This window comes from Duganella fentianensis, from assembly GCF_009857835.1.
Taxonomy (GTDB): Bacteria; Pseudomonadota; Gammaproteobacteria; order Burkholderiales; family Burkholderiaceae_D; genus Rugamonas; species Rugamonas fentianensis.
In genome coordinates, this window is sequence record NZ_WWCL01000002.1 from 153,477 (window position 1) to 173,817 (window position 20,341).

A 20,341-nucleotide genomic window follows, 5' to 3' on the forward strand; every position below is an offset into this window, starting at 1 on the left:
AACGGAGCGTGCCATGGCAATTGATGTCTATCTGAGCATTGACGGGATAAAAGGCGAATCGAGCGATGATCGCCACAAGGACTGGATCGAATGCCGTTCGGTCAGCTTCGGCGTGGAGCAGCCCAAGTCGGCAACCGCATCCACCGGCGGCGGCCACACGGCAGAGCGCTGCGAACACCGCGACATCGTGATCTCCAAGCTGGCCGATCTGGCCACGCCGGTACTGCTGCAGACTTGCGCCGCCGGCCGCACCATACCCAAGGCAAAGCTGGAATTCATGCGCGCGGACGGGCAGGGTGAGCGCGTCAAATATTTTGAAATCGAACTGGAAAATGTGCTGATCGGCGCGGTCTCGCCGGCCGTGGATGAGGGAGACATTCTGTCGGAAGAAGTAGCACTCAAATTCTCCAAGGTGAAATGGAAGTACACCCAGCAGAAGATAGGCGGCGGTGCCGGCGGCAATACTTCCGGTGGCTGGGATCTGTCGGCCAATCGCATCGTCTAAAGCGCAGCATCCGCAGCGAGGCCGGGCAGGCTTTGCTGCGGCCAGCCTGCCGGCCAGCCTATCCATCGTCTAAATTAGCGGAGGCGCAAGCATGGAATTCAATCTGAAGACGCTGGTCGGCAAGCTCAATCCCGCCACCCGTCAGGCCTTCAACCGGGCGGCAGGTATCTGCGTGGGCATGGGGCAGTTCGAAGTGGAGGTCGAACATCTGATGCTGGCCTTGCTGGAACAGCCACGCAATGATGTATGCCTGATCCTGCAGCGTGTGGATATCAGCAGCGATGCGCTGATGGCCGACCTGCAAGCGACGATCAGCCAGCTGAAGGCGGGCAGTACCCGCACACCGGTATTCTCGGCCGACTTGCTACGGCTGCTCGAGCATGCGTGGATGATCGCGTCGCTGGCCATAACGCAGACAGGTGCGATCCGTAGCGGCCATATGCTGGTAGCCTTGCTCACGGATAGCCAGCTGGCCCAACTGGCGCAGCGGGCTTCCCCCCTGTTCGCACGGTTGCCCATCCATGAAATCAAGCACCAGCTGGAACGCTACACGCAGGATTCGGAGGAGGCGCAAATAGCGGAGAGTGTGCCAGCCCTGCCTGACCGCGACGCTGCATCAGTGGCGGCGAGCGCAGTGCCATGCCAGCCTACACCAGCACTCGCGCAATACACCGTCTGCCTGACCGGGCAGGCTGGCGCTGGGCAGCTTGATCCGGTGATCGGGCGCGAGAAGGAGATCCGCCAGCTGATCGATATCCTGATGCGGCGGCGCCAGAATAATCCCATCCTGACGGGCGATGCGGGCGTCGGCAAGACCGCTGTAGTGGAAGGCCTGGCGCTGCGCGTCGTGGCGGGGGCCGTGCCTGAAGTCTTGCGCAAAGTCGCTATCCATACGCTGGATCTCGGCCTGCTGCAGGCCGGGGCAAGTGTGAAAGGCGAGTTCGAAAGCCGTCTTCAGAACGTGATCGATGAAGTCAAGGCCAGCCCCCACGGCATCATCCTTTTCATTGATGAAGCCCACACCATGATAGGGGCGGGTGGTGCGGCGGGGCAGAACGATGCCGCCAACCTTCTCAAGCCGGCGCTGGCACGGGGTGAATTGCGGACCATCGCCGCGACGACTTGGGGCGAGTACAAAAAATATTTCGAAAAGGATGCGGCGCTGGCGCGCCGCTTTCAGGTGGTCAAAGTGGAGGAGCCGGACGAAGTGGTGGCGGCAGCCATGCTGCGCGCCATGACTCCGCTGATGGAACAGCACTTTGGCGTGCGCGTGCGCGATGAGGCGGTGACGGAAGCTGTGCGTCTGTCGCATCGCTACATCATCGGCCGGCAACTGCCGGATAAGGCGGTCAGCGTGCTCGATACAGCCTGTGCACGCGTGGCCCTGGCACAAAGCGTGGCACCCGCCCGGCTGGAAGACGTGCGGGCAGAGATAGAGCGTCGTGTGGCCGAGCTGGCGGCAGCACGGGCCGACGTCGAGCTGGCTGTCAGCGCTAGCCGCATCGCTCGACTGGAGCAGCAACTAGCCACTTTGCAGACAGAGGCGGACGCGCTGGAACTGCGCTGGCAGCAGGAGCAGACGCTGGTGGCGGCGCTGCTGCGCGAGCGGGCCGGTGCTAGCGGTCCGGAAGCCAGCAGCAGTGCCGGCAGCGCGGCCGAAGCCGCCCGCCTGCGCACCGAGCTGCAGCAGTTACAGGGGGATGCGCCGCTGGTGCCGCTGGAAGTCGATGGTTCTGCCGTTGCTGCCATCATTTCAGGCTGGACCGGGATACCGCTGGGACGCATGGTGCAGGATGAATTGCGCACGGTGCTACATTTGCAGGAAGCGCTGGAACAGCGCGTGCTGGGCCAGTCCGACGCGATGGCAGCAGTGGCCCAGCGCGTGCGTACGGCCCGTGCGCGGCTCGATGATCCGGTCAAGCCGCAGGGCGTGTTTCTGTTTGCCGGTCCTTCCGGCGTCGGCAAGACCGAGACGGCGCTGGCGCTGGCTGATCTGCTTTATGGCGGCGAGCGCAAACTCATCACCATCAATATGAGCGAGTATCAGGAAGGCCATAGCGTGGCTGGTCTGAAAGGTGCGCCGCCCGGTTATGTCGGCTACGGGCAGGGCGGGGTGCTGACCGAGGCTGTGCGGCGCAATCCCTACAGCGTGGTGCTGCTCGATGAAATCGAAAAAGCCCATGCCGATGTGATCGAGCTGTTCTATCAGGTGTTCGATAAAGGCGTAATGGAAGATGCCGAAGGCCGCGAGATCGACTTCCGTAACTGCCTCATCATCGCAACCTCGAATCTGGGCTCGGCAGCGGTCATGCAGGCCTGTTTGAACCAGACCCCACCGGCGATGGCGCAACTGGAACAGCTGCTGCTGCCGCATCTGGTGCGCCATTTCAAGCCGGCGTTTATCGGCCGCCTGAAGGTGATTCCGTTCTATCCCATCGCCGATCAGGTGCTGGCGCAGATCATCGCCCTGAAACTGGGGCAGATTGCCCGGCGCCTGCAGGAGCAGCACGGCGCCGAATTCAGCTACGAGCCAGCCGTCATCGAGGCCGTGCTGCAGCGTTGCACCGAGGTGGATGCCGGCGCCCGCAACGTGGACCACATCCTCAATGGCACGCTGTTGCCGGAAATTGCCGGTGCCATTTTGCAGCGCATGAGCGAGGCCGTTGCGATAGAGCGCATCAAGGTCGGTATCAACCGGCAGGGGCAGTTCAGATATACCTTCAAATAAAGTGGAGGCGCCTATGTTGAATCTCTCCCGGCTATTACAGGCGATCAGTGACGAGCGTCCCTGTGGCGACGATCTGACCTATAGCGAAGACATGGACCGGATAGCCCGTGCGCGGCTGGAAGACGATCCGGCGCTGGATCAGGGTGTCTGGGTGACGACTCTCAGGCAGGCCGACTGGCCGCTGGTGGCCAGCCGCTGTGCCGAATTGATCGAAAGCCGTAGCAAGGATATGCGTCTGGCGGCGTGGCTGGCCGAGGCGCTGGCCCAGACGGAAGGGCCACGCGGACTGGGTGATGGCCTGGCCGTGCTGGCAGGATTGTGCGAGCAGTTCTGGGACTCCGTGTATCCACTCGGGGAGGACGGCGATTTCGATCAGCGCATCGGCAATCTGCGCTGGCTGGTGAGCCGTATTCCGGCGCTCATGCGCGTATGGCAGCAAGAACATGGCGCGGTGGCGCGCAGCGATGCCGGCCATTGCGCGGCCATGCTGCAGCAACTGGAACAGGTGTGCGACCGGCGCCTCGGCAGCGAGGGACCTAGCTTTGCTGCGGCACACGAAAGTGTGCAGGCACTGGAACTGCACGCCGAGGATGAGAGCGCATCAACGCTGCTGCCGATTGTGTCAGAAACAACGCCTATCGGAATGCAAGCCTGTGGTGACGGGCCGATACGCAATCGCCAGCAGGCGCTGGGCGAATTACGCCGAGTGGCGGCCTATTTTCGGGCGGCAGAGCCCCATAGCCCCGTGGCCTATCTGGCGGAGAAGGCCGCAAGCTGGGGCGAGATGCCTTTGCATGACTGGCTGCGGGAGGTCGTCAGGGATAGCGGCCAGCTAGCCCAGCTGGAAACCATGCTGGGAGTGGCTAGCACGAATTAACGAAATCATTCGAAGTTGCCAAGAAATAATGCTAGGATTTAAACACAGATTATTTCAGTGAGGCACGAATGAATAATTTTAAAATCGGGACACGTCTGGGGATAGGTTTCGCGCTGGTGCTGTTGCTGCTGGTGGCGATGACGGTGGTGGGCCTGCTGCGACTGAGTAATGCCAGTGCTTTGACGGAAGACATGATTAACGTGCGCATACGCGACGAGCGCATGATTGCCGAGTGGGGCAAGATCATCGAAGTGAACGCGGCGCGGACCATGGGGGCCGTGATGGCCACCGATCCGGCTGACCAGAAAACGCTGGAAGGGCTGATGGCCGCTTCGTCCACGGCTGCAACCAAGATACAGGACGAGATCGGGAAAAATATCGAAGATGTGGAACTGAAGACTCTGTTCGATCAGTTGCAGGTCGCCCGCAAGACTTACACGGATATCCGCAAAGCCGTGTTTGCGGCCAAGGCTGCTGGCGATCTGGAAGGCGCGAAGAAACTGCACGAAACGGAAATGACGCGTAGCCGTACGGTCTATCTGGATGCGCTGAAAAAATTTGCCGACCGCCAGAGCGAAGAGCTGGATGAGGCGGCGACCGAAATCAAGAGCCAGTACACCAGTGGCCGCATGCTGCTGATTACGCTGGGCGTTGCCGCCATCGTGCTCGGCGTGACGGCCGCATGGTGGATATCGCAATCGATTACCGGACCAATCAACTATGCCGTGAAAGTGGCGGAAACGGTGTCCTCGGGTGATCTGACCAGCGACATACAAGTGCATAGCGAAGACGAGGCGGGCAAACTGATGCACGCGCTGAAGACCATGAACGGCAATCTGGTCAACATCGTCGGGCAAGTGCGGAATGGCACGGAACTGATCGCCAGCGCATCGAGCGAAATCGCCCATGGCAATCTCGATCTGTCGTCGCGCACCGAGCAGCAGGCCAGTTCGCTGGAGGAGACGGCATCGTCGATGGAGCAGCTGACCTCGACTGTGCGTTTCAATGCCGAACATGCACGCGAAGCCAACCAGCTGGCCAATGTAGCCTCCGACATTGCCAGCCGTGGCGGCGCGGTAGTGGGCGAGGTGGTGCAGACCATGGGCGCCATCAACGAATCGTCGCGCAAGATCGTCGACATTATCTCCGTGATCGACGGCATCGCTTTCCAGACCAATATTCTGGCACTGAATGCTGCCGTGGAAGCAGCACGCGCGGGCGAGCAGGGCCGCGGCTTTGCCGTGGTGGCATCGGAAGTCCGCACGCTGGCACAGCGTTCGGCAGCAGCGGCCAAGGACATCAAGATTCTTATCGACGACTCGGTGCAGAATGTGGCGCTCGGTTCCGAGCTGGTCGATAAGGCCGGCTCCACCATGCACGAGATTGTGGAGAGCATAGGCAAGGTCACCAGCATCATGAGCCAGATTAGCAACGCCAGCGAAGAGCAGAGTCTGGGCATCGCGCAGGTGAATGATGCGATTACCCAGATGGATCAGGTGACGCAGCAGAATGCGGCGCTGGTGGAACAGGCGGCAGCGGCGGCCGAATCGCTGCAGGAACAATCGGGCAAACTCAATGAGCTTGTGGCCGTGTTTAAACTCGACGTTGCCCAGCAGCGCACACCCCAGCAACGTACACCGAGCTTGCGCTTGCAGTAAGATAGCGCCTTATGCATACCCGTAGTGGCGATGCGGCGCGCCCCATCGCCGCAGCAGTAACTGCGCCTGCCGGCGCTATCCCTGCCGTAACGTCCCCACCCGTCGCCGTCCGGCCTGTGCGCAGCCAGTGCCAGCGCTGTCTGCGTCCGCAGCGCAGCTGTATCTGTGAATGGATATCTGCGCATACGCCGCAAGTGGAAGTGCTGATCCTGCAGCATCCGCTGGAAGTGCAGCAGGCCAAAGGCAGCGCACGTTTGCTGCATCTGAGCCTCGCAGCTAGCCAGCTGGTGGTGGGCGAACAGTTCGAAGCGGCGCAACTGGCACAGCTGCTGGCCGGTCCGCGCCGCAATATCCTGCTGTATCCGGAAATGCCGGGTGAGCAGTCGCTGGGGATGGCACCGGCACAGCCGCTTGATCCCGCCTGGCTGCAGGAACCGCAGCAGCTACGTCTGATTGTGCTGGATGGTACGTGGCGCAAGAGCCGCAAGATGCTGTATCTGAATCCTGCGCTGCAAAGCCTGCCGCGCCTGCCCCTGAAGGCCACGCCACCATCGCATTATCTGATCCGCAAAGCCCATCTGCCGGACCAGCTTTCCACGCTGGAGGCCACCGTGTATGCGCTGGCACAGCTGGAGCAGGCACCCCGGCGCTACGATGCACTGATTGCCGCCTTCGACGGGTTTGTGGCGCAGCAGGCCGCGTTTATGCCACCCTTGTCGTCAGGTTCAGGCGATTAACATCAGGCGATTAATTTCAGGCCGGGTGGCAGGGCGTCGCCCAGCATGCGCTTTTCGTCGGCCTGATCGAGCTGCACCACCTCGCGCACCATGGCGCTCCAGCTGACGGGCGCGCCGATGCCGCTCAGGCGGCGCAGGATTTCGGCACGCAGCACGTCGTCAATATCGCGTGTGCGGTCGCCCGTCATGCGGGCCAGATGGGCGGCGGCATAGGCTGCGGCTTCCAGCTTCTTCCAGTCCAGCTGCTGTATTTGCGCCAGCCATGCGGTGACGATGGCAGTCTCCACCACATCGTGCGCGCTGCCGTGGAAGGGCTGGCGCGCACCGACGCGGCTCAAGCCCCACAGGAAGCGTGCCATCACGGCTTCCGCCTTGGCGGCATCCTGCGTGGCAACCCGGCTGCCGATGGCAGCGCGTTTGGCGGCGCTGCGTCCCATGGCCTGCAGGCGGCCCATCATCCATGCGCCGATTTCGGCCTTGTAATTGCCAGGTATGCGCTCCAGCGAAGCACCAAGGCGCAGCATGTCTTCCTCGCTGCCGTTGACCAGCGTGACGGGGCGGCGTCCGCGCTCGGCCTCATCGGCCTGCACGTTGAAAGCGAAATCATCGAGTACGCGCAGCTGCATGGGCACGTCGAGGCCACCGGCCACGCGGCGCCATAGCGTCCACCATTCGGCACAGGCTTGCGCATCCTTGTGGTACTGGATGCCCGTGTCGTACATGGCCCATAGCTGTTCGATGCGCCACGCATCGAGCGGTGCGCCGAAGCCGGGGCGCAGGCAGTAGCCGCTCAGGTTGAGCCAGACGCGCTCGTGATCGGCCGAGCGGCGCCGGCCTTTGCCACGTTCCAGCAGGGCGTCGAACAGGCGGCGCAGCAGGGCGGTGGGCCAGCTTTCGCGGCTGCCCAGCAGCTGTTCCAGCTGGGCGCGCAGCTGGCGCACTTCTTTCAATTCAACCTGCTGCGCGCGGCTGCCGAAGATGCGGTCTATGCGCTCCATCGCGGCAGCAAAGCCGGCGGGCATGGGCGCCTCCGCCGCTGCAGCACTGTCGTCCGCATCGACGCTGGTGCCATCGTCGCGCAACTGGAATTCCAGCAGCCAGCGCTGGGCGCTGTCCTGTGCCACGCAGTGCATTTCCAGCGTGCCCACTTCGCTCAGCGTCGTGGCTAGCCGCACGACGATTTCCTTGCGGGTGTCAGCCTGTTCATCGCGCAGCACAGTAGCTATGGGCGGCAGGGCCACATACTCGTCTGCTGCCAGTTGCACCAGTTCGCCAGCCTGCGGGATGTGCTCTGCACCGCTGCTGGCGGCGAGGTGGAAGCGTACAGGGCGGCCCAGGCGCAGCGCGAAGCTGCGCTCCGTCAGCAGCACCTCGCTGTTTTCGGGACTGCCCTGTGGCAGCAGGCAGATGGCGCGGCGCGGCAGGTCGGCACGACTGCCGTCGTCCAGCAGCAGATAGTAGTTGCGCGCCGAACCGCCACCGATGACGGGCGCCTGTCCGGCCTGACCGAGTGCATAGGCCACGCCACCGCGAGCAACGGCGACATCGGGATTATCGTTGTGGAGCAGCGTCAAAGGCTGACCGCGCCATGCGGCCAGCACCTGTTCCAGCCGCTGCGCCAGTGCAGGGGCGCGGAACACGCCGCCATTGAGCAGCAGGGTGTCCGGTACCGGGATGCTGCTGTCGTCCGGCGCCAGCCCCAGTGCGGCACGCGCTGCAGCGGCGTGCTGGCGCAGGAAGCCGGCCAGATGGCGCGTGATGGCGGCATCGCTGGCATAAGGCAGGCCGAATTCGGTCAGCGCAGCACGGCCGCGTCGTGCTGCTTCGCGTTCGGGATTGAACGGGAAGAAGCCATCGACCACCAGCTCCTGCACTTCGGCGCGGGTGAGCTGGGCCGAACGGCTGCCGCCTATGAGCTTGGAACCACTGCCCAGCAGGGTGACGCTCACCTGCTCGGGTGCATCGTCGGCCAGCAGGATTTCCTTGGCGGCGCGGCAGCGTTCTGCCAGTTGCGCCAGCCGGCTGGCCGAGAGGCGGGGTGCCGGCGTGCCATCAGTATTGGCAAGGCGGCTTTCGATCAGATGGGCCAGCGCCAGATCCATATTGTCGCCACCGAGGATCAGGTGGTTGCCCACGCCTATGCGTTCGATCACGGGCTGGCCATCCTGCAGCGCCACCTTCATCAGACTGAAGTCGGTGGTGCCGCCGCCCACATCGGCCACCAGTACCAGACGGGTGCTGGCCAGTTCGCTGGCAAGGCTGGCGCGCTGGCGGTACAGCCAGTCGTAGAAGGCAGCCTGCGGTTCTTCCAGCAGGCGCAGTTGCGGCAGGCCGGCCAGTTTGGCGGCCTGCAGGGTCAATGCGCGGGCAGCTTCGTCGAACGAGGCGGGGATGGTGAGCACGAGCTGCTGCTGTTCCAGCGGCAGCTCGGGATGACGGGTGTTCCATGCGCTACGCAGGTGCGCCAGATAGGAGGCGCTGGCGGCAACGGGCGAGACTTTGGCGACATCGGCCTCGGCACCCCATGGCAGGATGGCGGCCGTGCGGTCGACCTGCGGGTGCGACAGCCAGCTTTTGGCACTGGCCACCACGCGGCCCGGCACTTGGGCGCCGAGCTGGCGTGCCAGCCTGCCGATGACTACCTGCTCGAGACCCGCTACATCGTGCGCAGGCCACGGCAGTTGCAGTGCGCTGTCCGCCAGTTCGCCCTGCGCCGGATGGTAGCGCAGTGAGGGCAGCAAAGTGGCGCTGCCGATTTCACCGGCGGCAGTCAGCTGTTCGATTTCGAACAGCCGGATTTCGCTGCTGCCCGCCAAGGCATACGCCAGCACCGTGTTGGTGGTGCCCAGATCGATGCTGACGATGGCTGGCTTGGTGGCTGACATCATGCTGCGCCGGAGGCTCCCGAGCGGACGTCGAATTCGACTTTCCAGCGCTGGCCATCACTGGCCACGGCCAGCAGTTCCAGCGTGCCCGATTCGGTGGCCATGGCATGCAGGCGTACCTGCACCACTTCGCCGGCCTGACGGCCTTCCGGCGACAGATTGGCCTGTATCTCGTTCAGTTCCAGCAGTTCGTCGGGTGCCCAGAAGTCCAGCAGAGTCCCGATCTGGTCCTGACGGCGTACCGAAGAACCGAAGAAGCGGAATTGCACAGGTTCGCCCACGACGAGGCCGAATTCCTGATCGGGCAGTTCCACTTCGCTGCCTTCTTCCATGCCGAACGGCGCCACGCACAGCGCCTGTATTGGCGGCTCCATGCCGGGGATGGCGGGCATGGCGGATTCGATGGCGACGTAGTAGGAGCGTGCCGTGCCGCCACGGATACGCACGCCGGCGCCGCGTCGCACATAGCTGTAATAGGCCGCACCTCGGGCCACGGCCAGATCGAGATCGGCACCGGCCAGCATGCGTGCTGCTTCGGCGCCTTCCATGTAGAGCCAGTCGTTGATGGTGGCCATTACGCGCTGGGCCAGCAGGTCGGACTTGAACACGCCGCCGTTGAACAGCACGGCGGTCGGATGCAGGAAGCTGGCTTCCGCTGGCTGTTTGCCGGCATAGCCTTGCAGCTCGCTGGTGGCGCCCAGCTGGCGCGCCAGGAAGGCGGCCAGATGACGGGTGATACCGGCGTCCTGCGCATACGGCAGGCCAAGCTGGGTCAGACCGGCACGGGTACGCACGGCAGGGCGGGCCGAGGCTTCCACCAGCGGGAAGAAACCGTCGAGGATGAAGGTGGTGACTTCGGCGCGCGTCAGTTCGGTGCGGATAGACCCGCCGATCAGCTTCGAGCCACGGCTAGGCACGACGATGGGGTAGCTCTCCACGCTGGCATCGGCCAGCAGCTTTTCCTTGGCGCTGCGGCAGCCATAGGTGAGCGCGCGCATCTGCCATGCGTCGAGCTGGGTGCCGCTGGCGGCCAGCTTGCGCGCGACCAGATGGGCCAGCGCCAGATCCATGTTGTCGCCACCCAGCAGTATGTGGTCGCCCACGGCGATGCGGTGCGGTTCCAGCACGCCGTCGCGTTCCAGTACGGCGATCAGCGAAAAGTCGCTGGTGCCGCCGCCCACGTCCACGACGAGGATGATGTCGCCCGGTTTGACTTCCTTGCGCCAGCGGCCTTCGCTGCCCTGTATCCAGCTATACAGCGCGGCCTGCGGTTCTTCCAGCAGGGTGAGGTTGGTGTAGCCGGCCGCGCGGGCGGCATCGGCCGTCAGTTCGCGCGCACCCGGATCGAACGAGGCGGGGATGGTGACGGTAACGGCCTGCTCGCCGAACGGCGCTTCGGGGTGGGCCTGTTCCCAGGCCTGACGCAGGTGCGACAGGTAGCGGGTGGAGGCTTCCAGTGGCGACACGCGCTGCACTTCTTCCGGCGCGTCGTTGGGCAGGATGGCGGCACGGCGGTCCACGCCGGCGTGGCACAGCCAGCTCTTGGCGCTGGAGACCAGACGGATAGGCGTGGTGGCGCCACGGCTGCGCGCCATTTCACCGGCCACGCTGTTCTGTTCATGGGCTGGTGCTGCCCACGGCAGGGTGGTGTCGCCGGCAGCCAGTTCTTCCGCATGGGGCAGATACAGGAAGGAGGGCAGCAGTGGCAGTTCTTCTACCGTACCCGGTGCCGTTACCTGCGGAATGGCCAGCACGGATTGCCGGGTCTTTTCGCCTTCGCTGGCTTGCAGGTCGACGTAGGACAGGGCGCTATGCGTGGTACCGAGGTCAATGCCGATGGCGTAACGGGCAGTGTTCATATCGCTCATAGTTCCACCTCGGCCGGTGCCAGTATGCTGGCGTCATGGGCTTCGGCCAGTTTAGGCAGACGCACACTGGTGGCGCGCCAGCCACGGTGGCTGAGGGCACCGCGGAATGGGGCGCTGCCGACGACGTTGCCCGTCAGGCGCACGGTGGCGGCGTCGAAGCCGGTTTCCAGCACGATGCGGCTGCCTTCCGCTTCGCTGCGTACGGGCTCGATGCTGAAGTGCTCGCGCAGCACTTTGTTGCAGCCTTCGTGCACCACGCGGGCAGCGGCGCCGATGTCGGCATCCGAGTAGGCAGCCAGATTTTCCTGCGTGAAGTCGATCAGGCGGGCTTCGCGCTGGAACAGCGTCAGCAACTGCAGGGCAGCGTCTGGCGTGGCTTCGCGCAGTACGATAGGGGCGGGTGCTGGCGCGGGAGCAGGAGCAGGCGCAGGAGCAGGAGCAGGAGCAGGCGCGGCGACCGGTGCCGGAGCAGGGGGCGCAACAGGTGCAGCGACCGGTGCGCGGTCGATATCGCGCAGGCGGGCCGCATAGTCAGCATCGGACAGGGCGCGGAAGAAGGCGCCGATGGCGATGGAAATCCGGCTGGCAAAAGACGGCTGGGCTTGAGTGTTCATGGTTAGGCTCGCATAGATAGTCTGGCGTGGGGGCGCGCTGGGCGCAGGGATCAACCATACCCCCGGAAGGCGAGCATGATACCAGCTTGGCTCAGGCCACCCAAGAAGGTGGTGCCGTACCTTTGATTTTTCGCTTGTTAGCTTAAGAATCAGCGTCTAAAATACTGTATAAAAATACAGTTATTTATTATCGTTAGACGGCGGGAATACAGGGCAGAGTCGGGAGGTGGGGATTGGCAGCAGGGGGCGGGACAGCACAAGCTGTACTGTCCCGCGGTGGAGCTATGTATTTACGCAGCTTGTTTGCTAGCTTTGCGACGTGCCGCTACACCGATCAGACCCATCCCGGCCAGCATGAGGGCATAGGTTTCTGGTTCTGGTACCGCGCTAACGTCAGAGCTGGAAAACACTACATCTGATGAGGATTCGAGAGTGACATTGCCCAGCGTGCTGCTGATGTTCTTGAACTGATCGAGTGCAAAGATGTCCGTACCAGCCACAGTGAATACCGAGTTGAGGCTGCTGATAGGCGTGAGTACGCGGAAGTCGAATAGATCGAGACCGCCTTGGCTTTCGGAGTGGCTGAAATAGACGATGGTAGTTCCTGCCAGACCGACGCGGGTGGCGATGTTGAGGGTGGCTGTGCCCAAGCCGCTGACGGCGATCTGGGCGCTGGTGAGCGGATCGATCAGGTCTGGAGTGCCAGCGGCATCGCCTATGAAGCTGATATCAAAGGCCTGATTGCTGAAGGTGGTGCCGCCTAGGCTGCCGGAGCCCGTACCTTTAATTTCGTATTTCAATGGGGTGGCGTTGGCTGTACAGGCCAGAGTCACTGTAATTGCTGCGGCAAGTGCTATTTTTTTTACGAAGTTCATGATTTCCCCCGCGAGTTGATACGTCGTTATAAAAATCTAATCCTGCATAGAATTTCTTTTATTGCAACTTAATTTGCATAATATCATCGAAAAGTCACTTGCTAATCTATAGTTTCCATTTCGATAATTAATCGGGTTGGGTTATTACAACGCAGGAGGGGATATGTCCCATGATGAAAACAACCAGTCGCAGGTGATGCTGCCGCCGCCTTCGCTCAAAGGGCAAAAAGGGCGGGGCGCGGTGACGAATCTGCAGGGGCGCTTCGAGGGGCAGCAACGCGAGCCGTATGACGATGGCTGGGAACATGAGCAAGAGGGCGAGCCGGCGTCGCCCTGGAAAACGCAGGTGACGGACGAGTACTGCAAATCGATTCTGAGCCGTAACCAGTCGCCCGATCTGCCATTCAGCGTTTCGCTCAATCCCTATCGGGGCTGCGAGCACGGCTGTATCTACTGCTATGCGCGGCCGACCCACAGCTATCTGGGGCTGTCGCCCGGCATGGATTTCGAGAGCAAGATTTTTGCCAAGGTCAATGCACCGGAGATGCTGCGGCGCGAACTGGCCAAGGCTGGCTATGTGCCGCAGTCGATTGCGCTAGGCGTGAATACGGATGCCTACCAGCCATGCGAACGCGAACGCAAGCTGACGCGGCGCGTGCTGGAAGTGCTGCAGGAGTGCCAGCATCCTGTCGGGCTGATTACCAAGTCCGCCCTGATCGAGCGCGATATCGATATTCTCGCGCCCATGGCAGCCAAACGGCAGGCAGCCGTGGCGCTGACCCTGACGACCCTGGATTCCACGCTGGCACGCACGCTGGAGCCACGTGCGGCCACACCGGCCCGACGTTTGCGCACCATCCGTACGCTGACGCAAGCGGGCATACCCGTCGCAGTGAGCATCGCCCCCATCATTCCCTTTGTGACGGAACCGGAAATCGAGCAGCTGCTGGAGGCTGTGCGCGAGGCGGGCGCGCTGAGTGCGCACTACACGGTATTGCGTCTGCCGTGGGAAGTGGCGCCCCTGTTCCAGCAGTGGTTGCAGGCGCATTTTCCCGAGCGGGCCCAGCGGGTGATGAACCGCGTGCGCGATCTGCGCGGCGGCAAAGACTACGATAGCAACTTTGGCAGCCGCATGCGTGGCGAAGGTGTGTGGGCGGACATGATACGCCAGCGTTTCAAGATTGCCAGTGCGCGGCTGGGCTTAGGCGGGCACAGCAGCCGCTTTCATGAAATGGATACGAGCCAGTTCACGCGGCCGCTGGTGGTGCCGCCGCTGGGCGCACGGGCGCGGCCGGCTGGGACGGGGCAGCTAGATCTATTCTGACGGCGCTCGATGGTTCAGTCGGCTTTGTCGAAACTGGCCAGATGCTGCTCGATGGCGAACACATGCGGATCGCTCTGGCCCATATCGCGCAAGGCATGGGCGAGCAGGTTGAGGTAGTCCGCATTCGGGCCGCTGGGGCCGGCCGAGCTGGCGATGTGACGGGCGATTTCCAGCTCGCTGGCCGCGCCGAGGTAGGCGTCGTTATCGGGCATGGCAATGTAGACGAGGCCCAGTTCGCTATGGCCATCGGCAAAAGTAATCGGGGTAGCCAGACGCAGATAGCCGTTTTTTTCGCGGTGATCGAGGTGGGCGAATACTTCCGGCGTGATCAGGTAAGCCATGCCGTGGCAGGTGGCGCCTGCATGTTCGATCAGCGTGACCACGCGGCCCGGTGCTTCGGGCGTGCCGCGGTGGTCATGCGAGCCTTGCCAGAAGCGCCGCGTCCAGCCGCTGATGCTGGCAGGGCGCCGTTCCAGATAGGGGAAGTCGGCCTTGTAGATCAGCGAGCCGTAGCCGAACAGCCAGACGCTGTGGTAGCCGTCGAAGTCGTCCATCTGCTGGTTGATGGCGATGGTGTTGATAGTCATAGCGAGATCAGCCTTGCGGCACATTCCATTCATGGGCAGCGGCAAACTCCTGCAGGAAGCTGACGAAGCTCTCGGCAGCAGGCGACAGTGCCCGGGCATTACGGGTGTAGACAAAGAAGCGGCGCGTCAGCGCAGGCGATTCCAGCGTGCGCATGCGCAGGCCGTACAGCTGTACCATCTTTTCTGCATAGGGCAGACAGACGGTGATGCCCAGCCGCGCGTGTACCATGGCCAGCGCCGTCGTCATGAACGTCACTTCATTGTAGGGCGTGATGGACTGTTCGCGGAAGGAAGCGTGCATGTCGCGCAACAGCCGTTCCGTGAACTGGCCCTGCAGCGAGATCATGGGGTAGTCGATCACATCGGTCCAGGTGATGCGTTCCAGCTGGTCGAGCGGATGGTCGGGCGGGAATACCACGACGAAAGGCATTTCGAATAGCTGCTGGGCTTCGATCTCGGTGGCCGCATCGCGTTCGGGGCCGATGCCGAAGTCGGTTTCGCCGCTGAACACGCGCGCCGCCACCAGCTCTACAGGGCTATCGGCCAGCAGCACCTGCACATCGGGATAGCGCGCGCGGTAGGCAGCGATCACTTCCGGTAGTAGAGTACAGGACAGCATCTGCGGCGCCGCGATGCGCACCGAGCCCTGCTTGAGCGCCCGCCGTTTGGCAATGTCGCCCATGGCGCGGTCCAGATCCTGCAGTATCTTGTCGAACAGGGGCGTCAGTTCCCGTCCCAGTTCGGATAGCTGGGCCTTGCGGGTGGTGCGTTCGACCACGCGCACGCCGAGCAGCTGTTCCAGTTCCTTGATCTGGCCGCTCAGCGCCGACTGGGTCACGTTCAGGTGCTCGGCGGCCAGCGTGAAGCTGCCTGTCTTGGCCACTGCCACCAGGGCGCGCATCTGGCGTAAATTGGGATTCATCGGAAAATCTGATAAATGAGGTGAGAAATACTGTTTGTATGATATCTGAATTTGGCTTTTAATGGCGTATGTCCTAGTTGGAGGCAATCATGAAAATCAAGCAAGTACACCACGTCGCCTACCGCTGCATCGACGCTAAACAGACTGTCGAGTGGTATGGCAAGCACCTGAATATGAATTTCGTCCTGGCCATCGCCGAGAACGAAGTCCCGTCCACCAAGGCACCGGACCCGTATATGCACGTGTTCCTCGATGCCGGCAATGGCAATATTCTGGCGTTCTTCGAACTGCCGACCCAGCCGCCCATGGACCGCGACCGCAACACCCCGAACTGGGTGCAGCATCTGGCGCTGGAAGTGGCATCGATGGATGAGCTGCTGGCGGCCAAAGAGCGTCTGGTGGCGGCCGGTATCGATGTGATCGGCCCGGTCAATCACACCATCTTCAAATCGATCTACTTCTTCGACCCTAACGGCCACCGGCTGGAACTGGCGGCCAACACGGGCACGCCGGAAATGATGGAGCGCCTCGACGCCGTCAAATGGGAAATGCTGGAGGAATGGGCACAGACCCGCAAAGCACCGAAACACGCCGCGTGGATGCACGCACCGGAGGTCAAGGCATGAAACTCGCAACACTGAAAGATGGCAGCCGTGACGGCCGCCTGGTAGTGGTTAGCCGCGATCTGTCGCGTTACCAGCATGTGCCGAAAATCGCGGCCACCATGCAGCACGCACTGGATAACTGGGAGCTGGTCGCGCCGCGGCTGGAACAGGTATATGCCGCGCTGAACGCCGGCGAACTGCTGGACACCCAGCCGTTTGACCAGAATTTCTGCCACTCGCCGCTGCCGCGCGCCTACCAGTGGGCCGATGGTTCGGCCTACATCAACCACGTGGAACTGGTGCGCAAAGCCCGCAATGCGGAAGTGCCAGCCTCGTTCTATTCGGACCCGCTGATGTATCAGGGCGGCTCGGATAGCTTCGTCGGTCCGCGTGATCCTGTGTATGCGCTGTCGGAAGAATGGGGCATCGATCTGGAAGCCGAAGTGGCCGTGATTACTGGCGATGTGCGCATGGGCGCGAGCCTGGACGATAGTGCCAGGGCGATCCGGCTGGTCATGCTGGTCAATGATGTCTCGCTGCGTAACCTGATTCCTAACGAACTGGCCAAAGGCTTCGGCTTCTTCCAGTCCAAGCCGGCCAGCGCCTTCTCGCCGGTGGCCGTCACGCCGGATGAACTGGGCGCACACTGGGCCGACAGCAAAGTGCATCTGCCGCTGCTGGTGGAACTCAATCACCAGCCTTTCGGCAAGCCGAATGCGGGCGAGGACATGACCTTCAATTTTGCCCAGCTGGTAGCGCATGCGGCCACCACGCGCGAACTGGTAGCTGGTACCATTATCGGTTCCGGTACAGTCTCGAACAAGCAGGGCAGTCTGCACGGTTCCAGCATCGCCAACGGCGGTGTTGGCTATTGCTGTCTGGCCGAAGTGCGTATGTACGAAACCATCGAAACGGGCAAGCCGCAGACCAGCTATCTGCACTTCGGCGATACCGTACGCATCGAGATGCACGATGGTCAGGGCAGCAGCATTTTCGGCGCGATCGAGCAGACCATCACCCACTATTCGGAACGCTGATTTTCCGGGTAGCTTACTCCGCGTAATTCACGCAGAAAGGTAGCGCAGCAGATGCAGCATGCACCCGTCGATATCGCCGCACTGGTCGAGCGTAGCCCCATCAGCCGGTTCCAGCTCGGTGTGTATCTGCTGTGCGGCCTGTGCATTCTGATGGATGGTTTCGACGTGCAGGCCATGGGCTATGTGGCGCCGGCCATCATACAGGAGTGGCACGTCAGCAAAGCCAGTCTGGGGCCGGTGTTCGGCGCCGGTCTGTTCGGCATGCTGGCCGGTTCGCTCCTGTTCAGCGTACTGGCCGATCAGCTGGGGCGACGTCCCGTACTGATAGGCGCTACGCTATTCTTCTCGGTCTGTATGCTGCTCACGCCTGCCTGCACCACGCTGGAGCAGCTGCAGTGGCTGCGCTTCATTACCGGCGTAGGGCTGGGTGCCATCATGCCGAACGTGATGGCGCTGGCCGGCGAATACAGCCCGCGCCGGCGCCGCGTCACGCTGATGATGCTGGTGTCCTGCGGCTTTACGGTGGGCGCTGTCGTGGGCGGGCTGGTGGCGGCCGCCGTGATGCCCGTGTATGGCTGGCATGCGGTGTTCTACATCGGCGGCGCGCTGCCGCTGGCGATAGGCCTGCTGATGCTGTGGATGCTGCCGGAGTCCATGCAGTTCGTCATCCTGAGCGGCAAGCGCATCGAACGGGTGGCCGAATGGCTACGCCGCATTGATCCGGCCTTCACGCCGCAGCACGGGCAGGGCTATCTGGTAGCGGAACAGGGTGATAGCCGGGGCTCCGTTGCGGCCCTGTTCAAGGCTGGCCGGGCCCGCACCACGCTGCTGCTCTGGCTGGTGAACTTCCTCAATCTGCTCAACCTCTACTTCCTGTCCAACTGGCTGCCGACTATCCTCAAAGATGCCGGACTGTCCACCAGCGCGGCCGTGCTGGCCGGTACCATCCTGCCGGTGGGTGGCACCATCGGCACACTGGCGATGGGCCAGCTGATCGACCGTTCCAGCTTCCGCCGCGTGCTGATCCCCAGCTTTCTGCTGGCGGCTGCGGCCATCGCGCTGATCGGCCAGTCGCAGCATCTGCTGGCGCTGCTGTGCATCGCCATACTGGTGGCGGGCTTCTGCATCGTGGGTGGCCAGCCTGCCGTGAATGCGCTGGCAGCGAACTACTATCCCACCACACTGCGTTCCACCGGCATAGGCTGGAGTCTGGGCGTGGGGCGCATAGGTTCCATCATCGGCCCGTTACTGGGCGGTGAACTGCTGCGCATGAACTGGCCGAACAGCACCATCTTCCTGATTGCCGCCGTGCCTGCGCTGCTGTCCGCGCTCATGCTGTGGATGATGGCAACGCCGGCCGGGCAGGACTGAAACATAACCGAACCATTCCGGATCTGATCATGAAGCTCTATACCTATTTCCGCAGTTCCGCTGCCTACCGCGTGCGCATCGCCCTGAATCTGAAAGGGCTGGCCTACGACGCCGTACCCGTGCACCTGCTGCGCGATGGCGGCGAACAGCTGCAGCCGGCCTACCGTGCCGTCAATCCTGCCGGCCTGCTGCCGGCGCTGGACGATGGTGGTGCTGCCATCGGCCAGTCGCTGGCCATCATCGAATATCTGGACGAGACCCGTCCGGACTTGCCGCTGCTGCCCGCCGATGCGGCCGGCCGTGCGCGCGTACGGGCACTGGCGCTGACCATTGCAGCGGATACTCACCCGCTGGGTAATCTGCGCGTGCTCAAGTACCTGACCGGGGTGCTGAATGTGACGGAAGAGCAGAAGCTGGCTTGGCTGCACCAGTGGATGAGCGCGGGGCTGGCGTCCTTCGAGCAGCTGCTGGCGACGGATACGCGCACCGGCCGCTACTGCCATGGCGATACGCCCACGCTGGCCGATTGCTGTCTGGTGCCGCAGGTGTTCAATGCCCAGCGCTTCCAGCTCGATCTGAGCCCATATCCCAACATCGTGCGTATCCACACGGCTTGCGCCGAACTGCCCGCCTTCCAGCAGGCCCACCCCGCGCAGCAGCCGGATGCGGAATAAGGCAGCGGTGGTCTAGCCGCTGCTCACTACGCGGTTGCGGCCCGCGTCCTTGGCCTGATACAGCGCCTTGTCGGCACGCGATACCAGTGTCGACGGTGTATCCGTGGTGTTGTCCGGCGGCGCCATGGCCACGCCTATGCTGATGGTGAAGTGGATGCTCTCGCCCTTGTCGCCCTTGACTTCGAGCGCGGCGATTTCCTGACGCAGCCGTTCGGCCGCACTGGTAGCCACTTCGATGGAAGTTTCCGGCATCAGCAGCACAAATTCCTCGCCGCCGAAACGCGACGCCATATCGATATTGCGCACTCCGTCGGCCAGTGCCTTGGCAACGGCCACGATGACGCGGTCGCCGGCTTCGTGGCCGTACTGGTCGTTGACGTTTTTGAAGTGATCGATGTCGGCCATCAGCAGCGATAGCGGGTGGCCGAAGCGGCGGCCACGATCGAGCTCGCGGTTGATCTGCTCCGTCATGCGGCGGCGGTTGCCTATGCCGGTCAGCGGATCGGTGGTGGCCAGCTGCTCGAGTTTGGCGTTGGCCTGCATCAGTTCCTGGGTACGCTGCAGCACCCGCGCTTCCAGCTGGTTGCGCTCGTCGTGCAAGGCGTCGAGCGTGAGCCGGCGCGAGCGCAGCGCCAGAATCAGCGCGGAGATCAGCAAGCCCTGCAGAATGATCAGACTGCCCCCGAGCAGGATCTGCCACCAGTAGCGCTCGAAGATGGAGGACGAAGCGTCCGGCCAGGTGGCCGTGGCGGGACGCTGGGCCAGATGGGCGCGTGGCTGCATGGGCTGGCGCGGCACCAGTCCCGCAGCGTTATCCGGTGCAGCAGGGATGGGCAGGCGCAGACTGTCGCCATTGCGCCACTGGCGCCGTTGCGGCGTTGATTTTTCCGTCAGTTGCTGGCGTAGTTCGTGCAGATATTCGCGTACGGGCAAACGTTTCGGCAGCAGCTCGCCAGCGCCAGCGGGTATGGCAAGGCTGCATACACCGAGCAGCACCGTAACGCACAGCCAGGTGGCGCAGGGACGGACTTGTGGGCGGCGCTGGTGTGGCATGCTGGCCTGCTTTAGTGGCAG

Annotated in this window: 17 protein-coding genes; 10 read left to right on the top strand and 7 right to left on the bottom strand. The window is 62.9% G+C overall.

The genetic code is table 11. The annotated features are described in order from the left end of the window. Positions 1-13: 13 nt before the first annotated feature. The 5 genes from GTP23_RS08530 (at position 14) to GTP23_RS08550 (ending at position 6,505) form a co-directional block, all read left to right on the top strand. Entirely contained in the window at positions 14-505 is a 492-nt protein-coding gene (locus tag GTP23_RS08530) for an Hcp family type VI secretion system effector (RefSeq protein ID WP_161034803.1), read from the top strand. Positions 506-596: 91 nt separating this feature from the next. Beyond that, entirely contained in the window at positions 597-3,233 is a 2,637-nt protein-coding gene (gene tssH / locus GTP23_RS08535) for a type VI secretion system ATPase TssH (RefSeq protein WP_161034804.1), read from the top strand. A 13-nt stretch (positions 3,234-3,246) separates the two neighbouring features. Then, a complete protein-coding gene (gene tssA / locus GTP23_RS08540) occupies positions 3,247-4,110 on the top strand; it encodes a type VI secretion system protein TssA (RefSeq protein WP_161034805.1) in 864 nt (287 codons plus the stop codon). A 68-nt stretch (positions 4,111-4,178) separates the two neighbouring features. After that, positions 4,179-5,768 carry a methyl-accepting chemotaxis protein gene (locus tag GTP23_RS08545; protein WP_161034806.1) on the top strand — a complete coding sequence of 530 codons (1,590 nt, stop codon included), beginning with the start codon at positions 4,179-4,181 and terminating at the stop codon, positions 5,766-5,768. 11 nt (positions 5,769-5,779) lie between these two features. Further along, positions 5,780-6,505, top strand: coding sequence for a tRNA-uridine aminocarboxypropyltransferase (locus tag GTP23_RS08550; RefSeq protein WP_161034807.1), 726 nt, complete (start codon positions 5,780-5,782; stop codon positions 6,503-6,505). A 2-nt stretch (positions 6,506-6,507) separates the two neighbouring features. On the opposite strand, the gene GTP23_RS08555 is transcribed toward GTP23_RS08550, so the two are convergent. From GTP23_RS08555 to GTP23_RS22735, 4 genes are all read right to left on the bottom strand, one after another. After that, entirely contained in the window at positions 6,508-9,393 is a 2,886-nt protein-coding gene (locus tag GTP23_RS08555) for an Hsp70 family protein (protein WP_161034808.1), read from the bottom strand. After that, positions 9,390-11,249, bottom strand: coding sequence for an Hsp70 family protein (locus GTP23_RS08560; protein ID WP_161035546.1), 1,860 nt, complete (start codon positions 11,247-11,249; stop codon positions 9,390-9,392). The genes GTP23_RS08555 and GTP23_RS08560 overlap by 4 nt, the downstream gene beginning before the upstream one ends. Positions 11,250-11,254: 5 nt before the next feature. Then, entirely contained in the window at positions 11,255-11,872 is a 618-nt protein-coding gene (locus GTP23_RS08565; RefSeq protein ID WP_161034809.1) for a DUF2760 domain-containing protein, read from the bottom strand. Positions 11,873-12,162: 290 nt separating this feature from the next. Next, entirely contained in the window at positions 12,163-12,747 is a 585-nt protein-coding gene (locus GTP23_RS22735) for a PEPxxWA-CTERM sorting domain-containing protein (protein ID WP_229256013.1), read from the bottom strand. A 163-nt stretch (positions 12,748-12,910) separates the two neighbouring features. Here GTP23_RS22735 and GTP23_RS08575 point away from each other — a divergent pair, with 163 nt between their 5' ends. Beyond that, positions 12,911-14,071: a PA0069 family radical SAM protein gene (locus GTP23_RS08575; RefSeq protein WP_161034810.1), complete on the top strand. Its 1,161-nt coding sequence runs from the start codon at positions 12,911-12,913 to the stop codon at positions 14,069-14,071. Positions 14,072-14,085: 14 nt separating this feature from the next. Here the strand turns inward: GTP23_RS08575 and GTP23_RS08580 are convergent, their stop codons facing one another. Next, entirely contained in the window at positions 14,086-14,658 is a 573-nt protein-coding gene (locus tag GTP23_RS08580; protein ID WP_161034811.1) for a gamma-glutamylcyclotransferase, read from the bottom strand. 7 nt (positions 14,659-14,665) lie between these two features. Beyond that, complete coding sequence (locus GTP23_RS08585; RefSeq protein ID WP_161034812.1) at positions 14,666-15,580, bottom strand: LysR family transcriptional regulator; 915 nt, start codon at positions 15,578-15,580, stop codon at positions 14,666-14,668. A gap of 89 nt (positions 15,581-15,669) precedes the next feature. Between GTP23_RS08585 and GTP23_RS08590 the strand changes: the two genes are divergently transcribed. From GTP23_RS08590 to maiA, 4 genes are read left to right on the top strand one after another with little or no spacing between them, the layout of a single operon-like run. Then, positions 15,670-16,206: a VOC family protein gene (locus GTP23_RS08590; protein ID WP_161034813.1), complete on the top strand. Its 537-nt coding sequence runs from the start codon at positions 15,670-15,672 to the stop codon at positions 16,204-16,206. Beyond that, positions 16,203-17,222 (top strand): fumarylacetoacetate hydrolase family protein, encoded by a 1,020-nt coding sequence (locus GTP23_RS08595; RefSeq protein WP_161034814.1) that lies wholly within the window; start codon positions 16,203-16,205, stop codon positions 17,220-17,222. Before GTP23_RS08590 ends, GTP23_RS08595 begins: the two co-directional genes overlap by 4 nt. A 51-nt stretch (positions 17,223-17,273) precedes the next feature. Continuing rightward, positions 17,274-18,593 (top strand): MFS transporter, encoded by a 1,320-nt coding sequence (locus tag GTP23_RS08600; RefSeq protein ID WP_161034815.1) that lies wholly within the window; start codon positions 17,274-17,276, stop codon positions 18,591-18,593. A gap of 29 nt (positions 18,594-18,622) precedes the next feature. Continuing rightward, positions 18,623-19,267 carry a maleylacetoacetate isomerase gene (gene maiA, locus GTP23_RS08605; RefSeq protein WP_161034816.1) on the top strand — a complete coding sequence of 215 codons (645 nt, stop codon included), beginning with the start codon at positions 18,623-18,625 and terminating at the stop codon, positions 19,265-19,267. Positions 19,268-19,279: 12 nt separating this feature from the next. Here the strand turns inward: maiA and GTP23_RS08610 are convergent, their stop codons facing one another. Next, positions 19,280-20,320: a GGDEF domain-containing protein gene (locus GTP23_RS08610; RefSeq protein WP_161034817.1), complete on the bottom strand. Its 1,041-nt coding sequence runs from the start codon at positions 20,318-20,320 to the stop codon at positions 19,280-19,282. Positions 20,321-20,341: the final 21 nt, after the last annotated feature.

Coding starts and splice junctions, on each gene's coding strand:
- GTP23_RS08530 (WP_161034803.1), top strand. CDS start 14: ATGGCAATTGATGTCTATCTGAGCATTGACGGGATAAAAGGCGAATCG.
- tssH (WP_161034804.1), top strand. CDS start 597: ATGGAATTCAATCTGAAGACGCTGGTCGGCAAGCTCAATCCCGCCACC.
- tssA (WP_161034805.1), top strand. CDS start 3,247: ATGTTGAATCTCTCCCGGCTATTACAGGCGATCAGTGACGAGCGTCCC.
- GTP23_RS08545 (WP_161034806.1), top strand. CDS start 4,179: ATGAATAATTTTAAAATCGGGACACGTCTGGGGATAGGTTTCGCGCTG.
- GTP23_RS08550 (WP_161034807.1), top strand. CDS start 5,780: ATGCATACCCGTAGTGGCGATGCGGCGCGCCCCATCGCCGCAGCAGTA.
- GTP23_RS08555 (WP_161034808.1), bottom strand. CDS start 9,393: ATGATGTCAGCCACCAAGCCAGCCATCGTCAGCATCGATCTGGGCACC.
- GTP23_RS08560 (WP_161035546.1), bottom strand. CDS start 11,249: ATGAACACTGCCCGTTACGCCATCGGCATTGACCTCGGTACCACGCAT.
- GTP23_RS08565 (WP_161034809.1), bottom strand. CDS start 11,872: ATGAACACTCAAGCCCAGCCGTCTTTTGCCAGCCGGATTTCCATCGCC.
- GTP23_RS22735 (WP_229256013.1), bottom strand. CDS start 12,747: ATGAACTTCGTAAAAAAAATAGCACTTGCCGCAGCAATTACAGTGACT.
- GTP23_RS08575 (WP_161034810.1), top strand. CDS start 12,911: ATGTCCCATGATGAAAACAACCAGTCGCAGGTGATGCTGCCGCCGCCT.
- GTP23_RS08580 (WP_161034811.1), bottom strand. CDS start 14,658: ATGACTATCAACACCATCGCCATCAACCAGCAGATGGACGACTTCGAC.
- GTP23_RS08585 (WP_161034812.1), bottom strand. CDS start 15,580: ATGAATCCCAATTTACGCCAGATGCGCGCCCTGGTGGCAGTGGCCAAG.
- GTP23_RS08590 (WP_161034813.1), top strand. CDS start 15,670: ATGAAAATCAAGCAAGTACACCACGTCGCCTACCGCTGCATCGACGCT.
- GTP23_RS08595 (WP_161034814.1), top strand. CDS start 16,203: ATGAAACTCGCAACACTGAAAGATGGCAGCCGTGACGGCCGCCTGGTA.
- GTP23_RS08600 (WP_161034815.1), top strand. CDS start 17,274: ATGCAGCATGCACCCGTCGATATCGCCGCACTGGTCGAGCGTAGCCCC.
- maiA (WP_161034816.1), top strand. CDS start 18,623: ATGAAGCTCTATACCTATTTCCGCAGTTCCGCTGCCTACCGCGTGCGC.
- GTP23_RS08610 (WP_161034817.1), bottom strand. CDS start 20,320: ATGCCACACCAGCGCCGCCCACAAGTCCGTCCCTGCGCCACCTGGCTG.